This window comes from Desulfoferula mesophila (assembly GCF_037076455.1).
Taxonomy (GTDB): Bacteria; Desulfobacterota; Desulfarculia; order Desulfarculales; family Desulfarculaceae; genus Desulfoferula; species Desulfoferula mesophila.
The window spans coordinates 810,210-835,771 of record NZ_AP028679.1 but is presented as its reverse complement, the minus strand read 5'-3'; the positions used below and the strand labels follow the sequence as shown (position 1 = coordinate 835,771).

The 25,562-nt window shown below is 51.2% G+C and carries 20 protein-coding genes; 5 read left to right on the top strand and 15 right to left on the bottom strand.

Features of this window, described 5'->3' with window-relative positions:
* Positions 1-23: 23 nt before the first annotated feature.
* The 13 genes from AACH32_RS03685 to AACH32_RS03625 form a co-directional block, all read right to left on the bottom strand.
* On the bottom strand, positions 24-938 hold the full coding sequence (locus tag AACH32_RS03685; protein WP_338605427.1) for a type II secretion system F family protein: 915 nt from the start codon (positions 936-938) through the stop codon (positions 24-26).
* 2 nt (positions 939-940) lie between these two features.
* Positions 941-1,912, bottom strand: coding sequence for a type II secretion system F family protein (locus tag AACH32_RS03680; RefSeq protein ID WP_338605426.1), 972 nt, complete (start codon positions 1,910-1,912; stop codon positions 941-943).
* A gap of 36 nt (positions 1,913-1,948) precedes the next feature.
* The gene (locus tag AACH32_RS03675; protein ID WP_338605425.1) at positions 1,949-3,271 is read right to left on the bottom strand and encodes a CpaF family protein; all 1,323 of its coding nucleotides are present in this window, start codon (positions 3,269-3,271) and stop codon (positions 1,949-1,951) included.
* 12 nt (positions 3,272-3,283) lie between these two features.
* Positions 3,284-4,480 carry an AAA family ATPase gene (locus AACH32_RS03670; RefSeq protein WP_338605424.1) on the bottom strand — a complete coding sequence of 399 codons (1,197 nt, stop codon included), beginning with the start codon at positions 4,478-4,480 and terminating at the stop codon, positions 3,284-3,286.
* A gap of 11 nt (positions 4,481-4,491) precedes the next feature.
* Positions 4,492-5,586 carry a pilus assembly protein TadG-related protein gene (locus tag AACH32_RS03665; protein WP_338605423.1) on the bottom strand — a complete coding sequence of 365 codons (1,095 nt, stop codon included), beginning with the start codon at positions 5,584-5,586 and terminating at the stop codon, positions 4,492-4,494.
* A 249-nt stretch (positions 5,587-5,835) separates the two neighbouring features.
* Positions 5,836-6,960 carry a pilus assembly protein TadG-related protein gene (locus AACH32_RS03660; protein ID WP_338605422.1) on the bottom strand — a complete coding sequence of 375 codons (1,125 nt, stop codon included), beginning with the start codon at positions 6,958-6,960 and terminating at the stop codon, positions 5,836-5,838.
* Positions 6,900-8,372, bottom strand: a complete 1,473-nt coding sequence (locus tag AACH32_RS03655; RefSeq protein ID WP_338605421.1) for a type II and III secretion system protein family protein — start codon at positions 8,370-8,372, stop codon at positions 6,900-6,902. Before AACH32_RS03655 ends, AACH32_RS03660 begins: the two co-directional genes overlap by 61 nt.
* A gap of 19 nt (positions 8,373-8,391) precedes the next feature.
* Positions 8,392-9,249 (bottom strand): Flp pilus assembly protein CpaB, encoded by an 858-nt coding sequence (gene cpaB / locus AACH32_RS03650; RefSeq protein ID WP_338605420.1) that lies wholly within the window; start codon positions 9,247-9,249, stop codon positions 8,392-8,394.
* 257 nt (positions 9,250-9,506) lie between these two features.
* A complete protein-coding gene (locus AACH32_RS03645) occupies positions 9,507-9,929 on the bottom strand; it encodes a TadE/TadG family type IV pilus assembly protein (RefSeq protein WP_338605419.1) in 423 nt (140 codons plus the stop codon).
* Positions 9,926-10,735: an A24 family peptidase gene (locus tag AACH32_RS03640; protein WP_338605418.1), complete on the bottom strand. Its 810-nt coding sequence runs from the start codon at positions 10,733-10,735 to the stop codon at positions 9,926-9,928. The genes AACH32_RS03645 and AACH32_RS03640 overlap by 4 nt, the downstream gene beginning before the upstream one ends.
* A gap of 416 nt (positions 10,736-11,151) precedes the next feature.
* Positions 11,152-11,331, bottom strand: a complete 180-nt coding sequence (locus AACH32_RS03635) for a Flp family type IVb pilin (RefSeq protein ID WP_338605417.1) — start codon at positions 11,329-11,331, stop codon at positions 11,152-11,154.
* Positions 11,332-12,222: 891 nt separating this feature from the next.
* Positions 12,223-13,491: a hypothetical protein gene (locus tag AACH32_RS03630; RefSeq protein WP_338605416.1), complete on the bottom strand. Its 1,269-nt coding sequence runs from the start codon at positions 13,489-13,491 to the stop codon at positions 12,223-12,225.
* Positions 13,492-13,842: 351 nt separating this feature from the next.
* Positions 13,843-15,342, bottom strand: a complete 1,500-nt coding sequence (locus AACH32_RS03625) for a hypothetical protein (protein ID WP_338605415.1) — start codon at positions 15,340-15,342, stop codon at positions 13,843-13,845.
* Positions 15,343-16,111: 769 nt separating this feature from the next.
* On the opposite strand from AACH32_RS03625, the gene AACH32_RS03620 reads away from it, so the two are divergent.
* The 5 genes from AACH32_RS03620 to AACH32_RS03600 all read left to right on the top strand — a co-directional run bounded on the left by AACH32_RS03620 (position 16,112) and on the right by AACH32_RS03600 (position 23,467).
* On the top strand, positions 16,112-17,344 hold the full coding sequence (locus tag AACH32_RS03620) for a glycosyltransferase family 87 protein (protein WP_338605414.1): 1,233 nt from the start codon (positions 16,112-16,114) through the stop codon (positions 17,342-17,344).
* Between the two features lie 811 nt (positions 17,345-18,155).
* Positions 18,156-19,592, top strand: coding sequence for a UbiA family prenyltransferase (locus AACH32_RS03615; protein ID WP_338605413.1), 1,437 nt, complete (start codon positions 18,156-18,158; stop codon positions 19,590-19,592).
* On the top strand, positions 19,583-20,881 hold the full coding sequence (locus AACH32_RS03610) for an FAD-binding oxidoreductase (protein WP_350341533.1): 1,299 nt from the start codon (positions 19,583-19,585) through the stop codon (positions 20,879-20,881). Before AACH32_RS03615 ends, AACH32_RS03610 begins: the two co-directional genes overlap by 10 nt.
* A 1-nt stretch (position 20,882) precedes the next feature.
* Entirely contained in the window at positions 20,883-21,635 is a 753-nt protein-coding gene (locus AACH32_RS03605) for an SDR family NAD(P)-dependent oxidoreductase (protein ID WP_338605411.1), read from the top strand.
* Complete coding sequence (locus AACH32_RS03600; RefSeq protein ID WP_338605410.1) at positions 21,632-23,467, top strand: hypothetical protein; 1,836 nt, start codon at positions 21,632-21,634, stop codon at positions 23,465-23,467. Before AACH32_RS03605 ends, AACH32_RS03600 begins: the two co-directional genes overlap by 4 nt.
* A 154-nt stretch (positions 23,468-23,621) precedes the next feature.
* On the opposite strand, the gene AACH32_RS03595 is transcribed toward AACH32_RS03600, so the two are convergent.
* Positions 23,622-24,650 (bottom strand): DUF362 domain-containing protein, encoded by a 1,029-nt coding sequence (locus AACH32_RS03595; RefSeq protein ID WP_338605409.1) that lies wholly within the window; start codon positions 24,648-24,650, stop codon positions 23,622-23,624.
* Complete coding sequence (locus tag AACH32_RS03590; protein ID WP_338605408.1) at positions 24,647-25,546, bottom strand: prenyltransferase/squalene oxidase repeat-containing protein; 900 nt, start codon at positions 25,544-25,546, stop codon at positions 24,647-24,649. Before AACH32_RS03590 ends, AACH32_RS03595 begins: the two co-directional genes overlap by 4 nt.
* Positions 25,547-25,562: the final 16 nt, after the last annotated feature.

The window sequence follows — 25,562 nt, the reverse complement described above, 5'->3', positions numbered from 1 at the left end:
AATGACAACATACCACATGCTGCTTAAAAAAGCGGCATGCTTGCAATTCGGGATATTGCGGGGCCAACCATGACGAGGATAGTTGCCGGCAGGATGCCAAACATGATAGGGAAAAGCAATTTAAGCGGCAGCTTAGCAGCCTTCTCCATAGCTCTTTCTTTTAGCTTGTTTCTAATATCGTCGTTTTGTACGCGCAAGCTTCTACCGATGCTGACTCCGTATTTCTGTGCTTGAATCAGTGAGTAAACAACTTGAGTCAAGTCATCATTTTCGGCTTGCTCGGCCATGTCTTTTAAAGCGTCTTCCCTGCTCATTCCGGAGTTTATTTTCTTAATATAATCTAGAAGGAATTTTTGAAGGTTGGGGCAAGTCTTGTCGATTTCTCTACTAACCCGGGCAAAGGCGGCGTCTAGGCCGAGACCGGACTCGATCGTGACAACGACAAGGTCCAGGAATCGAGGTATTTCGACGCTGATTTCGTGAATCCTCTTTTGCTCCAGGTACTCAAACACCAACGATGGGGCGATGAACCCGCCCAAGCCGGCGAGCGCGTAACTAATGACTTTCCCGAACATGCTCGAGTCGGGCGACAGGATGAAGAAATGCGTCAAGAAAAGCAAAATAGGGGCAAGGATGATACCCACTACCAGCTTTAATGTTTCAATTCGCTTTTTTCTTCCAATTTTACTGGTTGACTGTCTGTCTTTTTTTATACCAACTAATTGGCTGATCGCATCCTTCTTGTCTCCATGGCCGATCGGCTTTTTTGTTCTTAATCTGTATCCGTCATCTACTAATTGCTCTACTCGTTTTTCTTCAAGGGTTTTTCCAAAAAGAGACTCCCAAAAGGCAAACAACAAAACAACCGAAACCAGAGCAACCAACCCCACTATAATTAAAATGTCATATTGGCCCAGAAGCTGTTGCAGCATATCCATTTTTAAACCTTTATGCGCATCATGGCGCGCATTACCAGGAAGGAGAATAATTCAGCTCCCACGGCGCCTGCAAAACAATATCTTCCAATTTTAGTGCCGACGAATCCCAATATATACTCAGGGCGAAGATACAATAAGAACAGGAAAAGTACCGGGGGCAACGCTAAAAGAATTATCGCCGATAAGCGCCCCTCACCAGTCAGAGTTCGTACGTGCCTCCTCAAGGCAAATCTCTCACGAGTAATGTGAGATATATTGTCCAAAACCTCCGCCAAGTTACCGCCGGTTTCGCGCTGGATTCTAATCGCGGTCGAAAAGAATTGAACATCCTGAGACCCGGTACGTTCGCTCATGGCTTCCAGGCAGTCGCTGATATCCTTACCGAGGGCATATTCGGCATTGGTTTTTTCAAATTCCTCTGCCAGAGGACCGATCATTTCGTCCGAGACATTCTTCATACATGCGGTCAGAGCAAGCCCCGCCTTCAAACCTCTGACCATCATATCGACGGCCGCAGGGAGTTGCTCTTCGATTTTTCTTAACCTTTTGCGCCGCCTTGCGCTAAGCCAAAACCATGGTGTAATCCCGAAAATAATTCCGGCCGGCATACCCCAGACCAAGGACTTGAACATGAAATACGATAGGAGCAAAAATCCAAAAAAGGGCACCAGGGATATCAATAACAGCGACCCCACGTTCAGGTTGGAGTCAGCCTGGTATATCAAACGATTAATGCTTGCTGCCGCCGAAAACTTCGACAACCACGCATTAAAAGCCGGGATGTCGGAATAAACGTCTTCTTTTAAAATTGATGAGCTTCTACCTCTATTGACATTTCCGGTTTTTGATAAGGTAGCGACTTTTCTTTTTTGTTTTGTTTCCGCGCGTCCGCTGGCGGTAAGGTATTTATCAAAAAATAATAAAATAACGCATACTATAGATGCAAAACCGAGTACCGCTATCAACCAGGCCATACTTTTAACCTCTAGTGCTTTGTTTGTCTCATAAGGTTACCAAATATTGTCCAACCTAATGCCGTAGGCTTCCAAGCGACGCATGAAGTTGGGCCTGATCCCGGTGTGGCCGAAAACTCCCATCACCTCGCCGTCGTTGTTAATTCCTGTCTGCTCAAACTTGAATATTTCTTGCATCGTAATGCTCTCACCTTCCATGCCGGTTATTTCTTGCAAACTAACTAATTTTCTTTTACCGTCGGCCAACCTCGACAACTGAATAATTACATCCAGCGCGCTGGATATTTGATGCCTCATTCCTTGACGCGGAATTTCAACACCCGACATTGCAATCATGGTTTCCAAACGGGACAGGGCGTCCCTGGGGGTGTTGGCGTGTATGGTGGACAGGCTTCCGTCGTGACCGGTGTTCATGGCCTGCAACATATCCAAGGCTTCAGCTGCGCGCACCTCGCCGATGATTATTCTATCCGGGCGCATACGCAAGCTGTTCCTTACAAGGTCACGCTGCGTAACGTTGCCTTGACCTTCAAGGTTTGGAGGCCTCGTCTCCAGGCGCACGACGTGCCGCTGTTGCAACTGAAGCTCGGCGCTGTCCTCAATGGTAATAATCCGTTCATTTCCGGGAATAAACGAACTAATCACGTTCAAGAGAGTGGTCTTACCCGATCCAGTACCACCACTGATCAACACATTAAGGCGTGACTTAATGATCCCTTCCAGGACTTGGACCGTGTTGGCATCAAGCGAGCCGAATTTTATCAAATCTCCCGCAGTAAGCGGATCAACGGCAAATTTACGAATGGAAACACTGGAACCATCAAGGGTCAAGGGCGGTATGATCGCGTTGACACGGCTACCATCCATAAGGCGTGCGTCGACCATCGGGCTGGCTTCGTCGATCCTTCGCCCGACCGACGACACAATCTTGTCTATGATTTTCCGCAAGTGTTTTTCATCGCGAAATCTTGTTGTGACTTCCTCCAGCTTTCCGCTGCGTTCAACAAAAACCATGTCGTATCTATTAACCAAAATATCACTGACGCTGGGGTCGGCGATCAATGGTTCCAGGGGCCCAAGCCCCATAACCTCGTCAACAATTTCTTTGACCAGAACTCTGCGGCTTTGAATACTTAGCGGTACCTTTTCATCATCAATTATTTGGAGTATGGCATTTTCCAACTCAACGTTTTTATCCAGATTCTGCTGGTTTTCGAGTTGGTCAAAGTTAACTTCTTCAATCACCCTATAATGAATTTTAGCTTTCAGGTCTTGGGTTCTGCGATCCTGAGAAGTCGCGCCTTCGATGCTGCCGGCCTGCGGCATGTGCGGCTTTAAATATCTATCCCTTAACCTCATGATATTGCCTCTTTATTCTTCACCACCATCATCCTTTTTCGCCCCCAACAGCCCCCCGCGCTTTCTCTTTTCCGAATCAGCTTCCGTAAAGCTCCTCAGGCTGTCCTCAACGAATATCCGGAGGTCCTTGCACCACCTCGATTTGGGATACTCGTTGACCACGGCCAACCCGGCGTTGGCCACTTTTATCATCGTCTTGCTGTCGTTGGGCAAAATTACCGCCTTGCGGTCTCCCAAAATTTTGCTCACAACCTTTTGCCCCAGACCTCCTTTTGAACCGTATCGATTGATAATTGGCACTATCTTGGTTCCGTTGGGATCCAAGCGTCCAACCATCTCCAGATATCTCTGGGCACGGCTCAACACGGTAACCGTGGGGTCCATCAGCAGTAATACCCGATATGCATAATCCCAGGTCGCCAGGGCGATTTCCTCCAGCCTGGGAGGCATGTCCACGATGACTATGTCGTAAGAGTTGAGCAGCAGAAACATTACCTGCTCAATATGGGCGAGGGAAACTTCATCCGCATAAATTTGATTGGCTGGAGACGGAAGCAGGAAAAGGTCTTTACTTATCTCGGTGACCACATTCTTTAAGAATGCGGCGTCCAAGCTTTTATAGTTTTCCACTATCTCCATTATAGGTCTTTTGGAGGCCTTATCCAGCAACACCGACAAGTCGCCAAAGGCTAAATCCATATCGAACAGGCAAACTCTATTATGATAATTTTGGCTTAACATCCAGGCGAGGTTCAGGGCGAACGTCGTTGCTCCAACGTTTTCCTTCACCCCGGTAACCATCAAAAGTTTGCCTTGTTTCTCCGCGGCTATAGTGGCTTCCCTCATTATGAAGTTAAGTGTTTCGTTAAAATCGCTGCTGTGCAAATCACTGGTTAAAAATTCCACCGCTCCCAAGCGCATTGCAAGGCGAAGATCTGATGGTTCCGCGTGCTCGGAAAAAGTAACCAGGTGGCTTTTCCCATCAGCCTTGCTGTTTTCCAAAATTTTCAGCAGTTCGTTATCTTCGCTGTCAAACTCTACAAATATTACGTCCGGCTTATTTATCATAATCATACGGGCCAACTCATCGGTGGACTCAGCGGTACCCAACAAATCCGCCAAGGGGCTACCGACGACAAAGCGGCTCATGGCCACCTTGCCTTTGGGCGTATGAAAATATGAAACTACCGTTAGGGCATCTGGTTGCATGTTAAATCCCTTCACTCAACTAAAACGGGAATGCCAGCTCGGACCCCGAAATTCCCTCCGCCACCGCGCGAGTACGGAAGGATGGAGTTACAGTCGATGACACCTTTTACCAGTTTATCCGGTGCGGTTAATACATCGGTAATCTCAATCTGTACGAAACCCACCAGTTGGGCCGTGTTGGCCGACCCGCTTGGGTAGATCACGGGCATCCAGGTCTTCCAAGTGCCGCCAGGTGCATTGGGGACTCTCTCGGCCTCGAAACGATCCACCAGCTTGTTGAAGGTGACCTGACTCAAGGAGCCGTTGGTCACATTCAACTGATCCCCGGTGGTCGCATCAAGGGCCGGCGCCGTCTTCGCTCCCGTCACATAGCGCCTAATGTCCACGTCGTTGGTCGGAGAATCGAAGAAGTTGGTCCACTCTGCGGTCTCGGTGTTTTCCGACCTGAAGGTGAGTTCCTGCCCGCATCTTGGGGTGTATTCGCCCGAACTGCCGTCGGCCACCGCATCGGCGATAAGGGCTATGGGTAGCTCGACATCGCCTTCATTCACATTGGATACCCAGCCCAGATAGGCCGTGGCCACCACGTCGATGTTCACCTGGTTAATCCCGAATATGGACGCGAAAAACGAGGTGATCGGCAAATTCATCGTCGCGTCGCGGCGTACATGCACCCTAAAGGCGGTGACGTCATCGGGGTCGGTGGTCGTGGCGGTCATGGGAAAGGTTCGGCTGGGATCCAGGCTCCTGCTGGCGAAATCCCACCAACCCATGAGGCAATCGTTCTCCAAAATGTCCAGGCTGGTGCCGGCATTTTGATTGCTCAGGGAAAAAGTCTTGGCTTCGGCGAACGCGGCGGTGGGGTCCACGCCGGTTACATCCATCGTCGTGGTATTCCAAGTTAGCAGCTTACTGGCACCCGCCAGCGCTGCGGCGTCGGCGGCGTTCTGGCATTCCGATTTGCTGCTGAACCAGTAGCCTATGTCGATGGCCATGGCCGCCATGCCGATCAAGACGACGAGCACCAGGGCCACTACCACCGCAACGACGCCTTTGCTTTCTACGCCAAACCTCTTAAGCACATTTAGAAAACGGCTTTTGCCCATGCTTTCCCTCCACTCCCCTGGAGGCGCGACACTTGCAGGTGTTTGCCCCTAACGTTACTCCCCGGGTTACTCCGGGAGAGCTTTCCCGTACGGCCGCCTATCCTCTCATCACATACGCAGCTAGCATAAGGCCGATTTTGGAAAGCATAAAGGTGCCCCTGCGATAAAGCGGTCTTGGTCTCCCTGACCTGAGGCTCACGGCAAGATGCAATCTGGATGAGCGCCTCGGACCGCACACTATAATAAAGGTCAATCCACCAAAACGGGAATACCTGCCCTGACCCCGAAGTTACCTCCGCCACCTCGCGAATAAGGCAGGATGGAATCACATTTCATGTTGCCCCGAACTTCCTTGGCCGGTGCGGTATACACCCCGGAGATCTCAAATTGCACAAAGCCCACCAAGGTGCTTTTGGTTGCCGAATGCCCGGGCAAAACGACTGGCAGCCAAGTCGTCCAGGTGCCGGTGGAGGGATCCTTGTTCGCATCAAAGCGATCCTGAAGGGCTCTGAAAGTATTGTTGCTCAGGTTGCCGTTGATGACGTTCAAAACGTCGCCGGTGGTCGCATCCAACGCGGGGGGCAACTTGTCGCCTTTAACGTAGCTTTTAACCGTACGGTCATTGGTGGGCCAATCAAAAAAGGTGGTCCACTCGGCGGTTTCGGTGTTCTCCGACCTGAACGATAGCACGCTGCCGCACCTGGGGACGAATTCTCCCGAACTTCCATCGCCAACCGCATCGGCGAGCACCGCGATCGGCAGCTCGACGTCACCCACAGCCACATTGCCGGCATAGCCCAGATAGGCCGCGGCCGACACGTTGATAGCCACCTCATCGATGCCGAAAATGGGAGCGAAAAAGGAAGAGATGGGCAAGTTGAGGGTGTTGTCGCGACGAACCTGCACCTTGAAGGCGGTGACATCATCGGGATCGACTCCCGAGGCGCTCAAGGGATAGGTTCGGGAGGGATCCATACTGCGAGTATCGAAATCCCACCAACCCATGGTGCAGTCGTTTGGCCGGATATTCAAATTGGTCCCGTTGTTTTGGTTGCTCAGGGCAAAGGTCTGGGCCTCCGCAAACGCGGCGCTGGGGTCAACCCCCAAAACCTTGAACGCTGAATCCCAAGTCAGCATCTTGCTGGCTCCTGCCAAAGCGGCAGCATCGGCGGCGTTTTGACATTCCGCCTTGCTGCTGAACCAGTAACCAACGTCGATGGCCATTGCCGCCATGCCAAGCATTGTCACCAACAACAAAACAACGACTACGGATACAGTGCCTTTACTGTCTCCGCCAAACCGGGTTAAGCGACTTAATAGACCAGTTGGTGGCCATAGTTTCCTTCCAATTCGCTGGAAGTACAGTGCGTACAAGACGGCTCCTCCTCTTTGAGCCCCTGCACGGCTTTTCCAAAAAAGAAAGTCTCGAAATCGCAGTTTTCTTTGATGGACTCGCCGGGCAGGTGAGTAGGGGCCTTGTAGTTATGGGTTGCGATGCTTGGGGTTACCAAAATAACCAATTCCGATTTGTCACTTTGGAATTCGGAACTGCGGAACAGGGCGCCCAAAACGGGCACATCGCCCAGCCACGGCAGTTTGCTGACATTATCGCTCATTTTGTCGCTGAACAAACCGGCTATGGCAAAGCTTTGTCCCGAATTCAACTCGATTTGAGTTTTGGCGGTCCTGGTAGTCAGGCCGGGGACCGCAAATCCCTCCACCAAAATAGCCGTGGTGTAGTCAAGCTGACTAACCTCTGGCTTCACCGACAATTTGATCCGTCCGTTGGCCAAAATCTCAGGCTGGAAGTCCAGTTGGATACCAAACTTTTTAAACTCGATGGTGATGGAGCCGTTTTGCTGGGGAACCGGGATGGGATATTCTCCACCCGCCAAGAAACTGGCCTTTTCCCCGCTGCTGGCCACCAAGCTGGGCTCGGCCAATATTTTGGCCAAGCCATTTTCCTTCAAGATGTCCAGAAAGCCCACGATCTTAGTGTCCCCGGTTTTAAAACCGAAGAAGTTTTTCATGTTGGAATTGTCAAGAGTAAACTTAGATGAAAAAGTGGAGTAACTGCCGCCGTTGGAATTTTTTCCGGCTCCAAGCGTTACTTCGTCAAAGGCGAAAAGCGGGGAAATCATGTTGAAAAAGAAGTCGCCGGTAAAGGGGTTGAAGGCTCCCCAGTTCAAGTTCCATTTTTTGGTGACGCTCCGGTTAACTTCCGCGAAACGCACCTTCAATATGACCTGCTGACTGCCGCTGACCCTGATGAGGCTGGCCACTTTTTTGGGCGCGAATTGTTCGGCCAGTAGTTCCGCCTGCTTTTTGGCCTCCAGGCTGGAAGCTCTGCCGGACAGGACCACGGCGCCCTTCAACTCCCTGACATCGATCGGCTCGGTGGGCATAACGTCGTAAAGACGCTCTTTCAGCCTGGTAAGATCCTGGGCCACCTGCAGCTCCCAAATACCGCAGAGCTTGTCGCCCTTATCCCAAAAGCTGATATTGGTGCTACCCACTTCCAAGGGATTTATATAAACTTGCCGCGGCGTGATCATGATGATATCCGCGATCTTATTATTGGCGACGCTGGCCCGTTTTACCGCGGTGGGTAGGTTAATCACCCTGGAATGACCCACCCTGAGTGTGATTAGATGCGGCTTGCCATCATCTGCAAAAGCGGCAAGGGGCAGCAACAAAACAGCGAGCACCAGCAACCCGCAAAAACAGGTCTTAATGCCCTTGTCAAGCAGTCCCGGGACTCCAGAGAGATTACCTAACGTGTTCATTTGGTCTCCTTTGCAAGAGCTACCTGTCGAACTTTTGATAAACATGTTTCTGACCCTTAATTAATTCAATTCTATATTCACTGGTATAGGCCATATCTTTGGTTACCTTCTGGCCGTTGCCTTGCGACTCGCCCTCCCCGACTCCCTGTGTAAGCTTGGAAAGCCGGGTCCCCCTGGTGGCCATTACCTCTTGGTCGGTTTGTGCGCGCAGGGCCAAAATCAAAACCCCTTCCTGCGCGGCCAAGGCCAAAATTTCGGCTTGCTTGGGGGTAACCTCCAAGGTAACCACCCTGGCCTTGGATACGGTTGGGGATTTGCCGGGAATCTTTTTCTCGGAGACCTGCAGTCTTTCACCGGTAGTCAAAACTTTTATGTTCTGCAAGACGATTCTGGTCAAGGGGTTGTTGGCGTAACTTTCCCCCCTGGCTATGGTGGTCAAAACGTCCACATGATCGCCGGGATTTACAAAGCCGCCCACTCCGACCACATCGTCCACCCGCACCGTCATGGCCCTCTGGCCATTGGACAAAACAGCGGAAAGGCCGCCCGCGATTCCCTCAGGCCTCACTTTGGAGTTGGTAATGACTTCATCGGGAGTCAAGGTCGCGGCTGTAACCCTGCCGACCACTTCCTCGGGCTTAAGATAGGATCCCTTCGGGACAATGTTGGCCGGCCATTCCTGGGTGGTAAGGTCTTCCGATGACAAGACATGGCCAGGATCAACCCTCTGCCTCGCCACCACCACCTTGACCGTCTGTTGGCGTTGAGGCGTGGCAACTTGCATCTTTTTTTGGAGCCATCCATAGCTTAGCCACGCGGCAATGCCCGCCAAGAAGATGGCCAACACCAAAAACAAATAGCGCCTCATCTTGTTCATGGTTGCCTTCGCCTATCCTGCCCCGAAGAGTGGGCCATTAAAAAGTAAAAAGCCATGCAAAGTGTCTCCTAACAATTACTCGTCCTGAGAACTGTACATTGGCTACATAAACTTGGAGCACAACGACTTCGCGAAAAATTTCTACGAAAGCACCCTAGCCCCTTCACGAATAACACGCAAACCGTGCGAGGATACCTCCTTGAGCAGCCTAGCACTAACTGGCAGATACGTGCAATGTTGTTCAAACATGGCAAGCACTATTCGTGACGCATTACGGCGGTGCCGTTTATTGTAATAGCTGACTGCAACCCCGCTATGGGACTCAATACCGGAAAGTAATGATTTGCCGACACGGAAACGGTGACCGGATCACCCGTTGCACCTTCGGCGCCCGTGCAAGTAACGCTGACGATTTGGGCCGCCGGGAATCCAAGGTTGGTTAAAAGCTGATTCACATAAGTTACAACATCCCCGTTAGGGTCAGCGCTGGGGGTGGCGGTATAAAGGGTGCCGTAACGCGCGCCCTCGCGGCAGACGTTGGTGACCACTTGTTTGGTATGCCACGCCAACCCCATTTCAATAATCCCGAACAAAAATAGAAGCAATAGCGGCAGCACAAGGGCAAATTCCACCGCCGCTATACCTGAGTTCTGACCCAATAATTTTCTAAGCTTTTTCATGACCAACCTCTTATCATTGCCCAGATCAGGGTGCCGCCGAAGATGGCGACACCATACGGCAATTGAGTTTTTAAACCCAGGGGACTGGCTGGCCTTCCGCCCCAGGTCTTCATGCACCATTTTAACATCATGCTAGAAGAGGCGGCCAACCCGGTAATTTCCGATAATAATCTATTTTTGTCTAACTGCTGTTGTGTAAATTGACGCCACTTTTCCCAAAGAGCTACGATGAGCGCCTGCACCCCGCCAAACAGGGTAACCAGCAACAACATTACAAATGCGTCTTGCCAGCCGGACGCGAAAGTAGCCAACGCGGCCAGAGCCTTTACATCCCCAGCGCCCAGAAATCCGAAAAGATACAAGACAACCAAGGCGACCAGAGCCCCGCAGGCGACCAGGAAGGAATTGCCCAGGGCGGGCAACCCGCCGGTCTGCCAGGCGATTAGCATTCCCAACGACGCGGCGGACAAATTGAGTCGGTTGGGGATCGTCCGGTCGAAAAGATCGTGGCTGGCCATGATCATGCTTAGGGTGACGGCAACCACCAAGGGGTCGCCAAGGTATGCGACCAAGACCAGCGGTATGAACATTACCCCGAGAATCATCTGGCTCGGAGTTAGGCCTGCCCATAATTCCCGGTTGTACACGAGCACATGAGCCCCGATGCGGTAGTCGTTGCTCAGATTATCATTAGGTGGATTCACGCTAGAATCGCTCTGCAAGATCGCGCGGGTTTTATCAACCGCGGCAGGGCCATCGTGCAATACGGCAGCGGGACCGGGCCGCGTAATAATTTGGGCTTCCATTATAGATGGATGGTCCCCCCCGCGGCCGCTTAAAAGGCCTGGTTTAAAACTTTTAGTAATTGTAGAACCCGCCCGCATCGTTCTCGCAACTACTTTCCCTTAATGATTACAAAAAACGCCCCGAGCCAATCCTCCGAATACAAGTATGAAATTTAAGGGGCCAGGAACCTCGCCCTGCAAAATACATCACTAGCCCTACCCAAGCAGGGCAAAATAAATTTACTCCAAAACCAACGACTGATGTCTAGGCCGGACGCCGGCCCGGTGAAGCTGACCCAAGCAAAGCTAAAACGAATGGCCCAAAAATGGTGCGGCCATCTCAAAAGGCGAGCCCTGGCCGGCTCCGTGCGGGGAGCCAGCCAGGGCACGGCATAGAATAAATCAAATGGGGCAGCTCCAATTTCTAGTGGTGGAGGCTAGCTGGTGCCGCCGACCTGACTGGCGGCCGTATTCATACGGGTAGCCACCGCGGAACCCAGCAGAGCCGCCGCCGCGGCGATGAGCGCACCAATAAAGGCCAGCAGCAAAGCATACTCCACGGAGCTGATGCCGCTCTCGTCCTTTACCAGGCTCTTAAGGCTTTTCCACACTTTCATCTGATTTCCTCCTTGCTACGATTGACTTTTGACCCAAAGTCGGTTCATTGCTTGTCGTATTCTTTGAAGCGGTCACACCAGGTGAACCACTCACGATGCCTTGGCACATATTTTCCCAGTTAATTTTTAATAATGCTAACCATCCCCAAAAGGCGTGTCAAGATTTATTTTAACGCAATTATTACAATTAAGCTACGCCATTACGCTCTGTTTTGTCTCCTGAAGCCTACCACAAAGTGAACCGCCGAGTGGATTGGCGCAAAAGCGCCGTCCGTGGGGATGTGAACAATGCCAATGGCAGGCCCAAATATTTTAACTGGCCCCAGTTAGATGCTTGCCTAATGAGCTTTTCCCAGGGTAAACAGCGACCTATTCCGGTTCTTTTTGCCGCGCGGATGTCGCCTAACCTATCAGAAAAAGGTTTCTTATCTCATAAGTGGTGCCAATGAAAACAATGAAAACGGCAAGAGGTTCTTTCAAATAGCAGCCATTGGTGAGAAGACGTTGTTGTGGATGTGTCCGACAATCTTTCCAACAGTCGCTGCTTTTTCAGCAAAAATAAATGTGCCAAACAGGTCGACTGTGAAGCGGTTTTTGCTAGGCCTGATGACTCCGGCCATTGGAATGGCATGAGGGCGGCGGCCTCGGCGATAAAATTCACGATCGCACGAGATGGGTGCACATGTTTCTAGATTTATTAAAAATGCGGATAGCGCAACAGATGGTGTATACGGAAGTATATTGTGTCGCATCTAGGGGTCTCAGATCCATGGGAGCCCCAACAGACCAGAGCACAGGGGGTTCAAGCAATCATAAGGCCTTTAAGGGTTGATATTTTGAGCCATTTATCGCCAAGCAGCCAATTTGCGATATGATTTTTTTCATCAAGGCTCATTCGTTCCTATAAATCATCCACGGCCAGCCCGATTCGCCAGCAGCCAAAAATTCTTTTTGAAAACGGTATCGAGTGGTCACCTTCGGGTCGAAACATTTTTGGAGTGCCTGAGGCGTAGCCTCTGTATGGGTTATAAACCACTGAGGCGGTTGGCTCTTTAGTTCATTTTGCATGACATACGTTATAGTTTTGCCAGCCGGCAAACGCGCCTTATAATAGCCAACAATCCTGGTGTTGTGGATATCGTCATCACTACCGATAGTTACAATCGCACCTTTTGTATTCAACGCAATGTAGGCAAGAGCGGCCATATATCCCCCCCTACCGTATAGTACAAGCCTCTCCAATCTAACGAACTGGCCTCCCATTAGCGCTATAAACAGACAGATTATGAGCAATCTAGCCAATGGTTTTCGGATGATAAGTTGCTTGGAAATCAACCTGGCAATTAAAAAGTATAAGAATGGGGCCGTAAGGACAAAATAGCGCCAGTAAATAAACCTAGGACGGGTCGCCACTATCATCGCCAAGGGAAAAAGAGCCAGACAACACGGATAAAACAACCATTGGTTATCCCGCTGCCGGTATAGCTGATAGGAGGCGCCTATAACCACAGCCAAATATCCCGCTAACGCAATGCTGGTCCATGGTTGACTATTAGGCAGGCCAAACAGCAGCGCAGCGAAATGGCCCACTACATAAAGGTAGTCAGTATGCAACGAGTCTCCGCCGCCTATAGTCATTACTCGAACAAAGCCGAAATACAGCAACGCAAGCGCCAGCAGCGGAATTAAATACAGCAACACAAGCTGCTTTAATCGCGCGAGCAAGGGAGATGGGCCCCTCTGCAGCGTTGTTGCAGTAAAAAGTGCCAACAGGACAATCGCAAATGTGGCATGGGAAAGGAGTCCTAAAATATTTACAAGCATGAAAATGACAATATTAAATGCTGATAGTCGCTCACGACATCTGCGTAACTGCAGGTAAGCCAGCAGGGAGCATAGGATAGCCGGAGCATAACCGCGCGCTTCGGAGAATAGGAGCACTAAAGGGTATGAGAAACCTGTAAAGAATAGGGTCAGGAGGGTCGCAAGTTTACCGGCCGGTACAGCCAAGCGCCAAATAGCCATTAGTGAGCCGATGCCGCAAGCAACAGCAAGCAAACGATAAATATAAAAGGCTTGTCCCCGCCCTACAAAATATAAGTAAATGGTATTTAGGATGTGATTATTGTCATGCTTGATGCTAGCGATGACGTCAATCACCGAAGTTGCTTGCCTTGTCAACTCGAGAGACCAGATTTCATCAAGCCAAAGGTCGCCTCTGGCGGATAATATTATTAAGATGGTTGATATCAAGAATACGATAACCGTCAGGACGTTTAAAATATCAAGTTGGTGCCTGCCAAAGCACCAATCGCGACACCTTGTAATAACGACACCCTGCGTTTTCACAATGCACTGACCAATAATAAGGTTTAGCTCAAACACAAGTTAAATGGTAGCCATTTAATCCTAAGCATCATCAATATGTTCGCTGCGGAATCAATGAAAAAGGCATGGCTTGCAACACCATGATTTTACAACAATAGCTTGCTACGACGCAAAATGAGCGAATCAGTCTTTCCTTATGAAAAGAACGCTGCCGGAATTCTCCATGGCTATATCCCAAGTCCCCTCCTTGCGAATCAAGGAAGTGACCTTGCGGCTCGCCGGCAACAGGATCATGTCTGGCGGGAATTGTTTTAGGAACTCACTCCACCCAGGTCTGGCGTTTAAAAAGTCAAAATATTTGTCACATACCCAGTTGGGATATACTGTTTCGTAGCGCCCATCCAGCCCGATTTTGCAGTGGGGATAGGTTTCCCAAATCAAGTACTCGCCCCACTCAAACAAGGTCAGTATATTACCGGTAATTCTCTTCTGTTTTATATACTCTACCGCACCAGTAGGATAGCAAAGCTTTTGCTCATCTGATGCACCACCACATAGTGGTATGTTGAGCCTGAATGAACCCGACAGGGTGAAGAATAATGAAAACGAAAGTATAAATATGAACATCATCGCAATTTCCATTTCACTTCTATATTTAATCTCTGGCAACTTATACTTATATAATTTCGGGACTTGCGGTACTAGCTCCTGCACAAATGTGGGAACCAAGGCGCATGAGGCCAGCAAGAAAAATATTATGTGCCTGTTGGATGAAACACTTAGTGCAAAAGTTATCCCCAGCACTCCAAGCTCATATACCGTTACTTTTCGCTGCCTAAGCAGAATAATGGCTACTAGGACTGCGGAACATAACATCCATACTATGGCGATAACTCCGTAGCCATTCTGCAAGGCCTTAACTATTGACCACCATTCGGATATTTCATTCCGAGGCATACTTACCGCTTCAAAGGTATACACCCAGTAGGCCAAGCCATACGGGTTAAGCAAAGTGCTTACCAGACACAACCCCAAAACAGCCGTTAGAATCTTACGACTTGAGGCCTTTGTGATATAGGCGGAAGCAGTATAGATGAACAAGAGGCCTATCCCCGCCAGATATCCTCCGTGCAAGTTGGTCCAGGCGATCTGCAAAGGTATTAACCACAAAATGCCGGTCCGAAGCTTGCCGAGCCTGACTTTTTCCAACAGGTACAGATAGATTGCGAAGAATAAGTAGGTGAATATTTGGGCCCGCACTGGGCTATAGCCCATTTTAAGGTAGCCCCCTAACAGTATTAGGGTCACGAAAGCGCAAATTGTCCCGGCGCCTCGCATCCTCGCCGTCGCGAACGTGACGAGCAAAGTTGCTAGTAACAATAGGTACCTGAGAAACTGAAGCCCGGTATCGCCAAAATTGTTGTATATGGGATAGAAAATTGCGCCTGTCAGCCACTCATGATAAACCCACTCAGGCTTTACCGGCAGGTAGGAAAACACATCTACGTAGGGATAACCAGGAAGGGTCCAGAATAATTTCCCGAAAGCAAGATATCCCCAAAGATCAGGGTCAGCCGGTAGAGAGCCTAAGCTAATTAAAAAAAACACACTCAGGGCACAGAAAAAAAATATGTCTTTCCCATAATTTTTATTTATATAATTCGCCGTGTATTTCAAAACCACGCGCCTTCCAACCTGGAAGATTTACTATTAATTCACCGCAGACAAAGTGCGTTCTTTTGAAGGTTTCAGGATACTATGCGTCATTTCCAATTTCCAGCCCTGTGCGCGTGGCTAGCTCCATTTGCTCTCCCCACAGCCCATCGTTAACTAAAATTTATCGACTCTGGCGTCTGGCTTTTCAGATAGAGGAAAAGCGGCCTCTCCAGCGCTTGGGACAGCCTCGATCCTGCCAGACAACCATGGCTGTAGCGCCCATTCATTATTTCCGAGAGCGATACTTGGGTCCTGCCCAGTCAGCGCAACTAACTGATAACACACCCATTATTCTCGCCCAGCGTCAGCCCAAGGCAGTAGCGCCTAAGCCTCAGACCATTGCAAATCATTTTGCTTGCGCCCGCAAGATGGCGCCACAGGGTGGAGGCCGCCGACGCTATCTGTCCTAACCCCATTCCTTAAGACACGCCAAAGAGCTCTATCCAATACGCCTGCTGGGATAGAAAACCTCAGCTCTTCAGCCGCGAACCCACAGTTGAGCTTCCCGGTACGCCACCAACTGCGGCTGCGCTCCCAAATCAGGAATTTCATCATATATAATATGATACGTTGTTCGCGGATTAGTTATTCACCCGGTTTCACTAGTGCGGCTAAATAGGGGATCGCGACTGTTGTAGTATGATTTATGTATTATCTGAGTCGTGCATATTGCGCTGGATCGGATGACGCCAAGCCAAGAGCCTTGCGCCCTTGAATAGTTATTCAGAGCAAAAAAATGAATAGAGCGCCGGACAAAAAGATTGAACTACCCCCACAATTAAACCTCGTGGTAAAACGCAGGCCCCAACTGAGGCTCATATTGATTGGGGTGATAATACTATACGTTGTATTCTACATTCAATGGATAGCCGGCACCGAACATCATTCCCCGTTCAAGGACTTTGTGGCTTTTTATGCTGCAGCCGAAATGGTGCAACAAGGCCGGGCCGAAATGGCCTACGATCGCCCTGCAATCCATGAGGCCGAGAAACGACTTGCGGGCTTTGATTGCGGTATTTTCCCTTGGTACTACCCGCCTACGACTTTGCTCCTGATAGCGCCACTCGCCTGGTTACCACCGCTGTTGGCCTTCGCCATCTGGCTGTTGTTGCCATTGTCGTGTCTCATAATCATTATCCGGCGAATTTTACCAGACTCCTTGACGGTGCTTTTGGTTTTGGCGACCCCGGTGGTTTTCACAAATTTTGTCTACGGCCAGAACGGTTATCTTTCTGCCGCGCTTTTCGCCGGCGGGCTCCTTATGCTCCCCAGGAACTCCGCCATAGCCGGTCTGCTGCTTGTCACCTTGGCCTATAAGCCTCAACTTGCCTTCCTGGTACCGCTGGCGCTCCTTGCGGGACAAAATTTCAAGGCCCTAGCCTGGTGGCTCGCAGGGCTGGCAGGCTGGATCCTACTCAGCTTGATGATCCTTGGATGGGCATCGTGGCAGGGCTTTTTCGAAGGCATCTATTACGCCACCAATGCGATCGAAGCCGGGGCGGCCAAGCTTCCACAGATGTCAACCGTATCATCGGCTGTGCTGCTGGCCGGGGGTGAACCCTGGCTAGCCCGGGTCGCCCAGTCGGTGATGATGCTTCTTGGAGCGGCAGTGGTGGTTGGCGTTTGGCGTCGTCGCGAAATACCTGACGACCTTAAAAACGCCGTGCTGATGGTTGCTTCCATCTTGATAGCGCCGCATGCCTTCCGCTATGATCTCGTCTTGCTCATCCCAGCGTTGGCCTGGCTGTGTCTGGCCGGCCTGCACACGGGCTGGCTGCCCGGCGAAAAGATCATCTATTTGATCGCGATCTCGCTCTCGTTTTTCACAACGGCGGTAAATGAGTTGATCCATTTCACGCTGGATCCGATTGTGATTGCAATAGTGCTTGGCTATGCTCTCTACCGTTGCCGGCTATGGGCCGGAGGGCAGGAAGCGCAATATTCTTCCGCCCGTAATATTGTTCGCTAAAACAGGCAACTAAATTGGTAGAGCCTTAAGTATTCCCTGGTGAGGTAATGCCAAGAACAAATAATTAATCCGCAAATATTATACTGATGTGAACACAATCCAGATTGGGTTTTTTGAGAGGATCAACCGGCGCACTTGTTCAAGAATTTTCAGCTCAATGATTGCACCAATAATTATATATGTCATCTCCAGCGTATTGACCATATTACTGTTCACGCTATATCGAAATATTAAGTACAATGGTATGGTTTTATGCCCTTCCGCTGTTATGCATGCTTCCGCTGTTTATCATAGCTATTGACTGGGGACGCTGGCTGTTTCTTGCGACCATACAATTTGCATTTGTATATTTAATTTTAATCGAAAGCGACATCTACAAATCACTATCTTTTCCATTTCAACGCGTCACATCCAAACTCAATTATGCACTTATCAGGGTCTGCAAGATTCGCATATTTGCGAAAGACGGCATATTCATCGCATTCTTTTTCCTCTTATTAAACGTACCAACTTATTGCGCTATTTTCCAGAACATGAGCTTGAAGCTATTTTTTGAATTATTTACCTCCCCCTTCTTGGTGCTTATATTGAAAGCTGCCGCAATGGTTTGGTGAGCGCGGCCTAATGCCCGGTCTTTGCCGTTGCTTGCTGTGAGCCAAAACAAAAACGGCAATATCCGCTGAAAATCACGGGGGCCATGGGCGTTTGTTTGACCGTGTATTCCAGGGCGAAGGCAAGCACATTTTGTATATTTTAAGCTACCTCTGGCATTGTTTTTCATGTAAAGATGTTAGCCAATGAGGAGCTAAACATGTCGGAAATTCCTTTGGCAGTCGATTTGGACGGAACCTTGGTCCGCACCGACACCCTATATGAATCATTATTAAAGGCTCTTTATGCGCATCCCCTAAAAATATTTGTAATTCTTTTCTGGATATTGAAGGGCAAGGCGGCGTTTAAAAATCACCTAGCCCAACAGGCATCCTTGGGCCCCGATTCACTGCCCTATAACCGCCAGCTTTTGGCTTGGCTCGAGCAACAGCGCCATGCGGGGCGAACCATTATCCTTTGCACCGCCTCCAACCAGACAGTTGCCGACTCCATCGCTCAACATTTGGGCATTTTCGATCAAGTTATCGCCAGCGATGGCCGGCGCAACCTAAAGGGCGCAAATAAGGCTCGCACACTCTGCCAACTCTATGGCCAAAACGGATTCGATTACGTGGGGGACTGCCGCGCCGACTTGCCGGTTTGGCGGACGGCTCGTCATGCCATAGTAGTGACCCACGACCAGAGCCTCATAAACGAGGTCAAGGCTTGCTGCGAGGTGGAAAAAATTTTTTCATATCCAAAGCCAAGGCCGAGCGCGTGGGCCGACTTGTTGCGGGTTAAGCTTTGGCCCAAAAACCTGTTACTTTTCGTGCCGCTGTTGGCAGCCCACCAGTTCATGGCCCTAACTAATTGGCTGCACTTGTTCCTGGCTTTAGTCTCTTTTTGCCTTTGTTCCTCTTGTGTATATATCGTTAATGATCTTTTGGACTTGGACAGCGATCGACGGCATCCGCGCAAACGCCTCAGGCCCTTTGCCGCCGGAGGGTTCCCCCTGTGGTTGGGTTTGGCATTGGCCCCGTCCCTTTTGCTGGTCTCCTTCGCGGTGGCAGCGCTGGTCCAAGGCCCCTTCATTTACTGGCTGTTGTTCTATTTTTTGCTGACCTGCGCCTACTCTTGGAGATTGAAGCGGATCGTCCTGGTCGACTGCTTGACCCTTTCGGTCTTGCACACTTTGCGCATCGTTGCCGGAGGGGCGGCGGCCGGGGTGACTCTTTCCTTCTGGCTGCTGGCCTTATCGATCTTTTTGTTCCTATCGCTGGCCTTCAGCAAACGTTACACCGAGCTGCAAACCCAACTGTCTAATAATGAAACCAAGGCCCACGGCCGCGGGTATTTCACCGATGACTCGCCGATAGTACTGATTTTGGGGGTCGCTTCCGGCTTCGCGGCGGTTTTGGTACTCGCGCTTTACCTCAACAGCGAGGACGTGGTCAGGCTTTATAAAAGCCCCCAGATAGTATGGGGCGCGGTTCTGGTTTTGCTCTTTTGGGTCAATTGGGTTTGGATACAGGCTCATAGAGGCAACATGCACGACGATCCGCTGGTTTTTGCCATGAAAGATAAGGTTAGCCTGCTTTCCGGGGCCCTTTTCGCCTTGGTCATGATCCTGGGAATATGGGACTGGACATGGCGCTAGTCTCTTCGTGGGGTCGTTTGGGCCACTGGGAACATGAGGTGTTGGCACTTACCGACCGCGAACAGGCTGGCGGACAGATAAGTCTTAGGCGTCCGGGCCTGGCCTATGGTTTGGGTCGCAGCTACGGCGACGTCTGCCTCAACCCGGGTGGATGGCTGTGGAGAACGGCGGCGCTAGACCGTTTCATCAGCTTCGACCCCAACACCGGCATACTGGTTTGCGAAGCAGGGGTGCTTTTGCGCGACATTCAGCGGCTTTTCATTCCCCGCAGCTGGATGCTTCCGGTGACCCCGGGAACCCTGCTGGTGACCGTGGGGGGTGCCATAGCCAACGACGTGCACGGCAAAAACCACCACGTGCGAGGCACCTTCGGTGAATATGTGCGGCGCCTTACCCTGGTCCGCACCGACGGCGAGATTATCGAGTGCGGGCCAGATCTAAAGGCCGATTGGTTCGCCGCCACGGTGGGCGGTTTGGGACTCACCGGGCTTATCCTCACGGCCGAGCTTCAACTACACCCCACGACCGGCCCCTGGATCGACTGCGAAACGATTCCGTACTACAGCTTGTCGGACTTTTTCGACCTTTCCAGCGCCTCGGAGGCTGGCTGGGAATACACCATGTCCTGGTTCGACTGCCTGCGCGGCGATTCGGGGAGGGGCATATTTTTCCGGGGCAATCCGGCGGAGGCCGGTACTCGGCCCGAGCCCAAAACGCGAGAGCGGGCCGTGCCCCTCACTCCGCCTTGCTCCCTGGTCAACCGGCTGACCCTTAGACTCTTCAATGATCTCTACTTCAACGTAAACAAGCGCCGGAACCGGCGCGGCCTGGTGCACTACCAGCCATTTTTTTATCCGCTGGACCACCTGCAGGAATGGAACCGGATCTACGGCCCCCGGGGATTTTTCCAATATCAAAGCGTGGTCCCGCCCGAGCATTCCCGAGAGGCGGTGCAAGCCATGCTCGGCGAAATCAGCTCGTCGGGCGAGGGGTCCTTCCTGGCGGTGCTGAAAAGTTTTGGGGATCGTCCGCCGGCCGGCATGTTGAGCTTCCCCCGCGCCGGAGTGACCCTGGCCTTGGATTTCCCCAACCGGGGAGAAGGCACCCTAAAGCTTTTCCAGCGTCTCGACGCCATCGTCGCCCAGGCCGGCGGCCGCTTGTATCCGGCCAAGGACGCCCGCATGCCGCCGGCCTTGTTTAGACAAGGCTACCCCCGCCTGGGCGAGTTCAGTTCCTATCGCGATCCGGGGATAAGTTCCGCCTTGGCCAGGCGCCTAATGGAGAGTTGACGTGGCTGAGTTCAAACGAATTTTTATCGTCGGGGCAACTTCGGCCATCGCCGAACATTGCGCCCGCTTGTGGGTCCAAAAGGCTCCAGTGGAAATCACTTTGATCGGACGGGATCAGGCCCGTCTGGAAAGGGTGGCCCAAGACCTGCTGGTGCGGGGCCCCCAGGTCAGGGCGCACGCGGTGACCGCTGACTTCCTTTCGGCCGACGCAATTGAAAAGATCGTGCAAGACACGGTCGGCGACGGAGCGGTGGACTTGGTGCTCATAGCCCACGGTATCTTGCCGGATCAGCAGGCGTGCCAGGACGATCTGGGGGCATGCCGCCAGGCCTTGGAGATAACCGCCGTCTCACCCGCCCTTTTCGCCGAGGCTTTTGCCAAGCGCATGGCCCGCGCCGGCACCGGAACCCTGGGGATCATCAGCTCGGTGGCCGGGGATCGCGGGAGAAAATCCAACTACGTTTACGGCGCGGCCAAGGGGCTGCTCACCCGCTATGCCCAAGGGATGCAGCACCGCTTCGCCGGTAGCGGCGTGAAGGTGGTACTGATCAAACCAGGCCCCACCGACACGCCCATGACCGCCAAATTCAAAGATCAGGGGACGAAGCTGATACCCGTGGAAGTCGCCGCGGCGCAAATCGTCTCCGGCATGGAAAAGGGTAGCCCGGTGGTCTACGTCACCGGAATATGGCAAATCATCATGCTGGTGATACGCCATCTACCCCGTTTCATTTTCAATAAGATGGATCTTTGATATTTGTGGTAGCGCCGATAGAGAGCAGCAAAGCAATTATGAATTTAAATTCAAAGAAAATTTTATATTCTTTATCTATTATTGTGGCCTTCTTCGCGATGTTTATCTTTAGCTATGACAAATGGGCAGACCCTATTGTTGATTTTGGACGCGAAGTATATATTCCATGGGCTATCAACCAAGGCAAGATCCTTTATATTGATATTTTTTACTTCAACGGACCTCTTAGTCCGCATGTAAATGCACTGATATTCAATTTGTTCGGCACAGGAATAAACAGAATATTTTATTTCAATTTTGTGGTAGCCGGGATAATTGCATTATTAGTCAACATAGTTGCCAGACAAATTGCCTCTAATTTTGCGGCCTTCATTAGCACCATGTTGTTTGTTTTTCTTTTCGCTTTTTGCCAATATATATTAATAGGTAACTATAATTTTATTGCGCCATACTCGCATGAAGCCACGCATGGTATGGTGCTTTCTTTAGCAATGATCGTTTCTGTTTTATTTTATATTAAAAACAACAATAGGCTTATGCCGTTTGTTTCCGGATTTTTATTGGGCCTTACCTTTCTTACAAAAAGTGAATTGTTTTTAGCCGCGGCCTCCGCTATCTTAATGGCTTTTATAGGATTATGGAGAATTTCAGGTATAAAGCGCGGTATTTATTTTATAACAACTGTTCTCATCTTGTCTTTAGTTCCCATATTTATTGTATATTTAACTTATCTACAAATAATGCCGGGTGAAAAAGCCATAGAATCCGTTATTGGCTCCTGGAAATACGCCGAAATGCCAGCCCTCTGGAATCTACCTTTTTATAAAGCTTCCATGGGAGTTAATGATCTAGCTAAAAGCGCCAGCATTATAGCATTCGTTGGGGCATTTTATCTAATATTTATAGGCATCATCATCGCAGCATCGCATTTTAATTATAATAAATTTAATAGATTATCGATAATCACCGTGATGATAACGCTAGTACCCTCCATACTTTTTGCAATCATATTTTATTTATGGCCATCGTATATCCTAGTAAATTTTGCGCGCCCTTTCCCGCTATTAGTTGCAGGCTCTTTGCTAGTTATGATTCGTAGGACATGGGTGGCAGGATCGTTTAGGACAGTCGCGGCAATGATTTTTTGCACCTTTTCGTTTGTTTTACTATTCAAAATAATGTTTCATACGCGCATATATCATTATGGTTTTTATTTGGCCATGCCTGCCATGGTAACAGTTGCGTGTCTCTTGTTCAGCTGGGTACCAGACAGGCTAAAGCGTGTAGCGAAAAACCCTGATTTTCGTAGGCCATATTTAACGGGCATGATATCATTATTCGTTGTTATTATTGCTTGTTTTATTAGCATAAGTTCTGTTAGGTACAGCATGAAACAAAATAAAGTAGGTTATGGGGATGACGTATTTTTCACCAGCAAAAAAGGCGTCCTAGTTAACGACGCCGTAACTTGGTTCACCGAGCATACCAGCCAGGATTCCTCCCTGCTAGTATTGCCGGAAGGCGTGATGATCAACTATTTGTCTCGCAGATTAAATCCAACCGCCATAATAAATTTTATGCCTCCAGAAATATTTATGTTCGGCGAGGAAAATATTTTAGCTTCTATAAAAGACAATCCTCCTGATTACGCCGTGCTAGTGCACAGCGACACATCTGAGTATGGATATAAATTTTTTGGTATCGATTATGGCGTCGCAATAATGGAACGGATTAGGCAACATTATGTTGATACATATCAATTAGGAGCTACGCCATTTCGCAGCAATAGATTCGGTATGAGTATCATGAGACATAACAAGAAAACTGATTAGCGTTCTCAGGTTGATTTGCCCATGACCAATGTGCAAGAGAAAACCGTATGAAACTATTCTCTCCTCCGGCAAGGGCGTAAGGGAAATATATCATTAAAAGGGACAGAACCCCTAGTCGGCAAATCTTGAGATTTTACATTGACGGTTTCTCGGTTCACGCCGGCCGTGGTTTCAACCGCAGGTTTTGGTGGGCTGGGATGTAATCCTTGAGTTCAAAGGGCGTCATCACGCTTTTAATGGTTTCGCCGCGCTGGGCAATGTTTCTCTCCCGCACCGCGCCCAGGCGGCCCGAGGCCAAGGCCAGGTATTCCACTTTCAGGGGGTCCAGACCCATGATGCGGGCGCAGGTGGCGTCCACCGCGGGCAGGTTGCTGCCCATGACCAGAACCCCGGCCTTCTTGGGGGTGCCCATGATGGGCCCGTCGCCTTCCATGCCCACGATACCGTCCACGATGGCCAACTGTGGTTTGAAGGTGGAGTTGATGTCCAGGATGGCGTTGGCTATCCCGGCGTAATGCAACAGGTTCTTGGGCCATCCGTAGACGCTGCCGGGCATTAGGCCGAAAAGGTTTTTCATGGACAGGGTCACTCCGGCCCAATGATGGGTTTTCATCTTGGCCATGGAAACCACGATGTCCACCTCGCGCAGGGTGGCGGGAAAGATCAAGCTGGCCAGATCGCTGAAGCCGCCCTGGTTGGGCAAGGTGAACAACTCGTACCGGTTCAGGTCCACAAAGGGCAACTTTCTGACGTCGATGATTTCGCTCATGCCGCTCTGGTCGAGGGTGCGCACGGTATCGGTGCAGTGGCCGGGCCCCTCCCCCACCATCACCCGGGAGGCCCCCAGGCGCCAGAAGGTTTCCGCCGCCGCCCAGACCACGGCGGGATTGGTGCAGACATGGTGCACGTTGGGCCAGGTCTCCACCAGGTTCGGTTTGAGCAGCAGGCTCTTGCCCCTGATCTGCGCCTCCCCCACGCCCAGCTCACGCAGCCCGGCTTCGATGGTTTTGCTTAGCTCGCCGCTGTAATCGTTGGCTTTTGCGATGAACACCTCGGTGGATCGCTCCCAAAAGGTGGCCAAGCGCCAGGCGCCGAAGCTCATGCCGCCCAAGGCCACGCCCGCCCCCATGCCCAGGGCCAGCACGTCCCGGCGCGAATATTTCTTGGGCGTCTTTTGTTTCATGCACCCTCCCTTTGCAGGGTCATCGCCAAGTCCAGCATGCCCCGGCGCGCCTGGTTAGCCATCAGCAATTGGCTGAACTCTGAAGTGTCGTATTCCCCCAGCTTGGCCTGCCGACTCAATATCCTCCCCACGTCCGCGGTGACATCCGGCGCCGGCACGCTCCAGGCGCTTAGCCCCAACAGGCTCCAGGCGAAGGAGAGAGGGGTAAGGCTTTGCCGCAACCCGGAGGAGAGGTAATCCAGGCTGTTTTGCAGATCGACCCGGGGAACCAGCCCCGGCAGCGAGGCCAGGGCCATGCCGGTTGCGTCGGGCATGGGTCTCAGTTCCACCCCGAATGCCAGCGTATTGCCGGAATTCCAGCCGCCGTGACTTAATTGGCGGTCCACCAGCAGGCGCACGGCCTCGGCCACCCGCGGGTGGTCGCCATGCCCCGTGGCCCTTAGGGCGACCACGGCCATCGCGGTGGGTTCCACCCAGGCATGGGTATTAGCCACCCAGGGCCAGCCTTGCAGATCGGTGTCGTGCCCCAGAGGGCTGTCAGGTTTCCTTTTATAATGATGTCCCGCGTGCCCCAGCAAGAACGCCACGGCCTTTGCCTGGGCCTGGCTGAATTCCGGGGCGCCCGACCAAGCCAGGACCGCCAGGGCGGTGGGCCACCAGGCCGAGGGTTGCTCCGGGGAGAAAGGCACCGACCCGTCGGGCGCCTGGCAAGCGGCCAAAAACCGCCTTGCCGGGAGCAGATCGTTTCGCGGCTCTCCCATCGATGCCAAGGCCAGTATGGCCCAGGCGGTGCAGTCGGGCCGGGGGGGCCTGCCCCCCAGGGGCGCAAAGCCTCCGGAGGCGGCGGCGCGGGAGCTTATCTTTTTTCGCAAGCCGTCGGCTATTTGAATGGCCATGCTCGCCACGCGCCCA

Coding starts and splice junctions, on each gene's coding strand:
- AACH32_RS03685 (WP_338605427.1), bottom strand. CDS start 938: ATGGATATGCTGCAACAGCTTCTGGGCCAATATGACATTTTAATTATA.
- AACH32_RS03680 (WP_338605426.1), bottom strand. CDS start 1,912: ATGGCCTGGTTGATAGCGGTACTCGGTTTTGCATCTATAGTATGCGTT.
- AACH32_RS03675 (WP_338605425.1), bottom strand. CDS start 3,271: ATGAGGTTAAGGGATAGATATTTAAAGCCGCACATGCCGCAGGCCGGC.
- AACH32_RS03670 (WP_338605424.1), bottom strand. CDS start 4,480: ATGCAACCAGATGCCCTAACGGTAGTTTCATATTTTCATACGCCCAAA.
- AACH32_RS03665 (WP_338605423.1), bottom strand. CDS start 5,586: ATGGGCAAAAGCCGTTTTCTAAATGTGCTTAAGAGGTTTGGCGTAGAA.
- AACH32_RS03655 (WP_338605421.1), bottom strand. CDS start 8,372: ATGAACACGTTAGGTAATCTCTCTGGAGTCCCGGGACTGCTTGACAAG.
- cpaB (WP_338605420.1), bottom strand. CDS start 9,249: ATGAACAAGATGAGGCGCTATTTGTTTTTGGTGTTGGCCATCTTCTTG.
- AACH32_RS03645 (WP_338605419.1), bottom strand. CDS start 9,929: ATGAAAAAGCTTAGAAAATTATTGGGTCAGAACTCAGGTATAGCGGCG.
- AACH32_RS03640 (WP_338605418.1), bottom strand. CDS start 10,735: ATGGAAGCCCAAATTATTACGCGGCCCGGTCCCGCTGCCGTATTGCAC.
- AACH32_RS03635 (WP_338605417.1), bottom strand. CDS start 11,331: ATGAAAGTGTGGAAAAGCCTTAAGAGCCTGGTAAAGGACGAGAGCGGC.
- AACH32_RS03620 (WP_338605414.1), top strand. CDS start 16,112: ATGAATAGAGCGCCGGACAAAAAGATTGAACTACCCCCACAATTAAAC.
- AACH32_RS03615 (WP_338605413.1), top strand. CDS start 18,156: ATGTCGGAAATTCCTTTGGCAGTCGATTTGGACGGAACCTTGGTCCGC.
- AACH32_RS03610 (WP_350341533.1), top strand. CDS start 19,583: ATGGCGCTAGTCTCTTCGTGGGGTCGTTTGGGCCACTGGGAACATGAG.
- AACH32_RS03595 (WP_338605409.1), bottom strand. CDS start 24,650: ATGAAACAAAAGACGCCCAAGAAATATTCGCGCCGGGACGTGCTGGCC.
- AACH32_RS03590 (WP_338605408.1), bottom strand. CDS start 25,546: ATGGCCATTCAAATAGCCGACGGCTTGCGAAAAAAGATAAGCTCCCGC.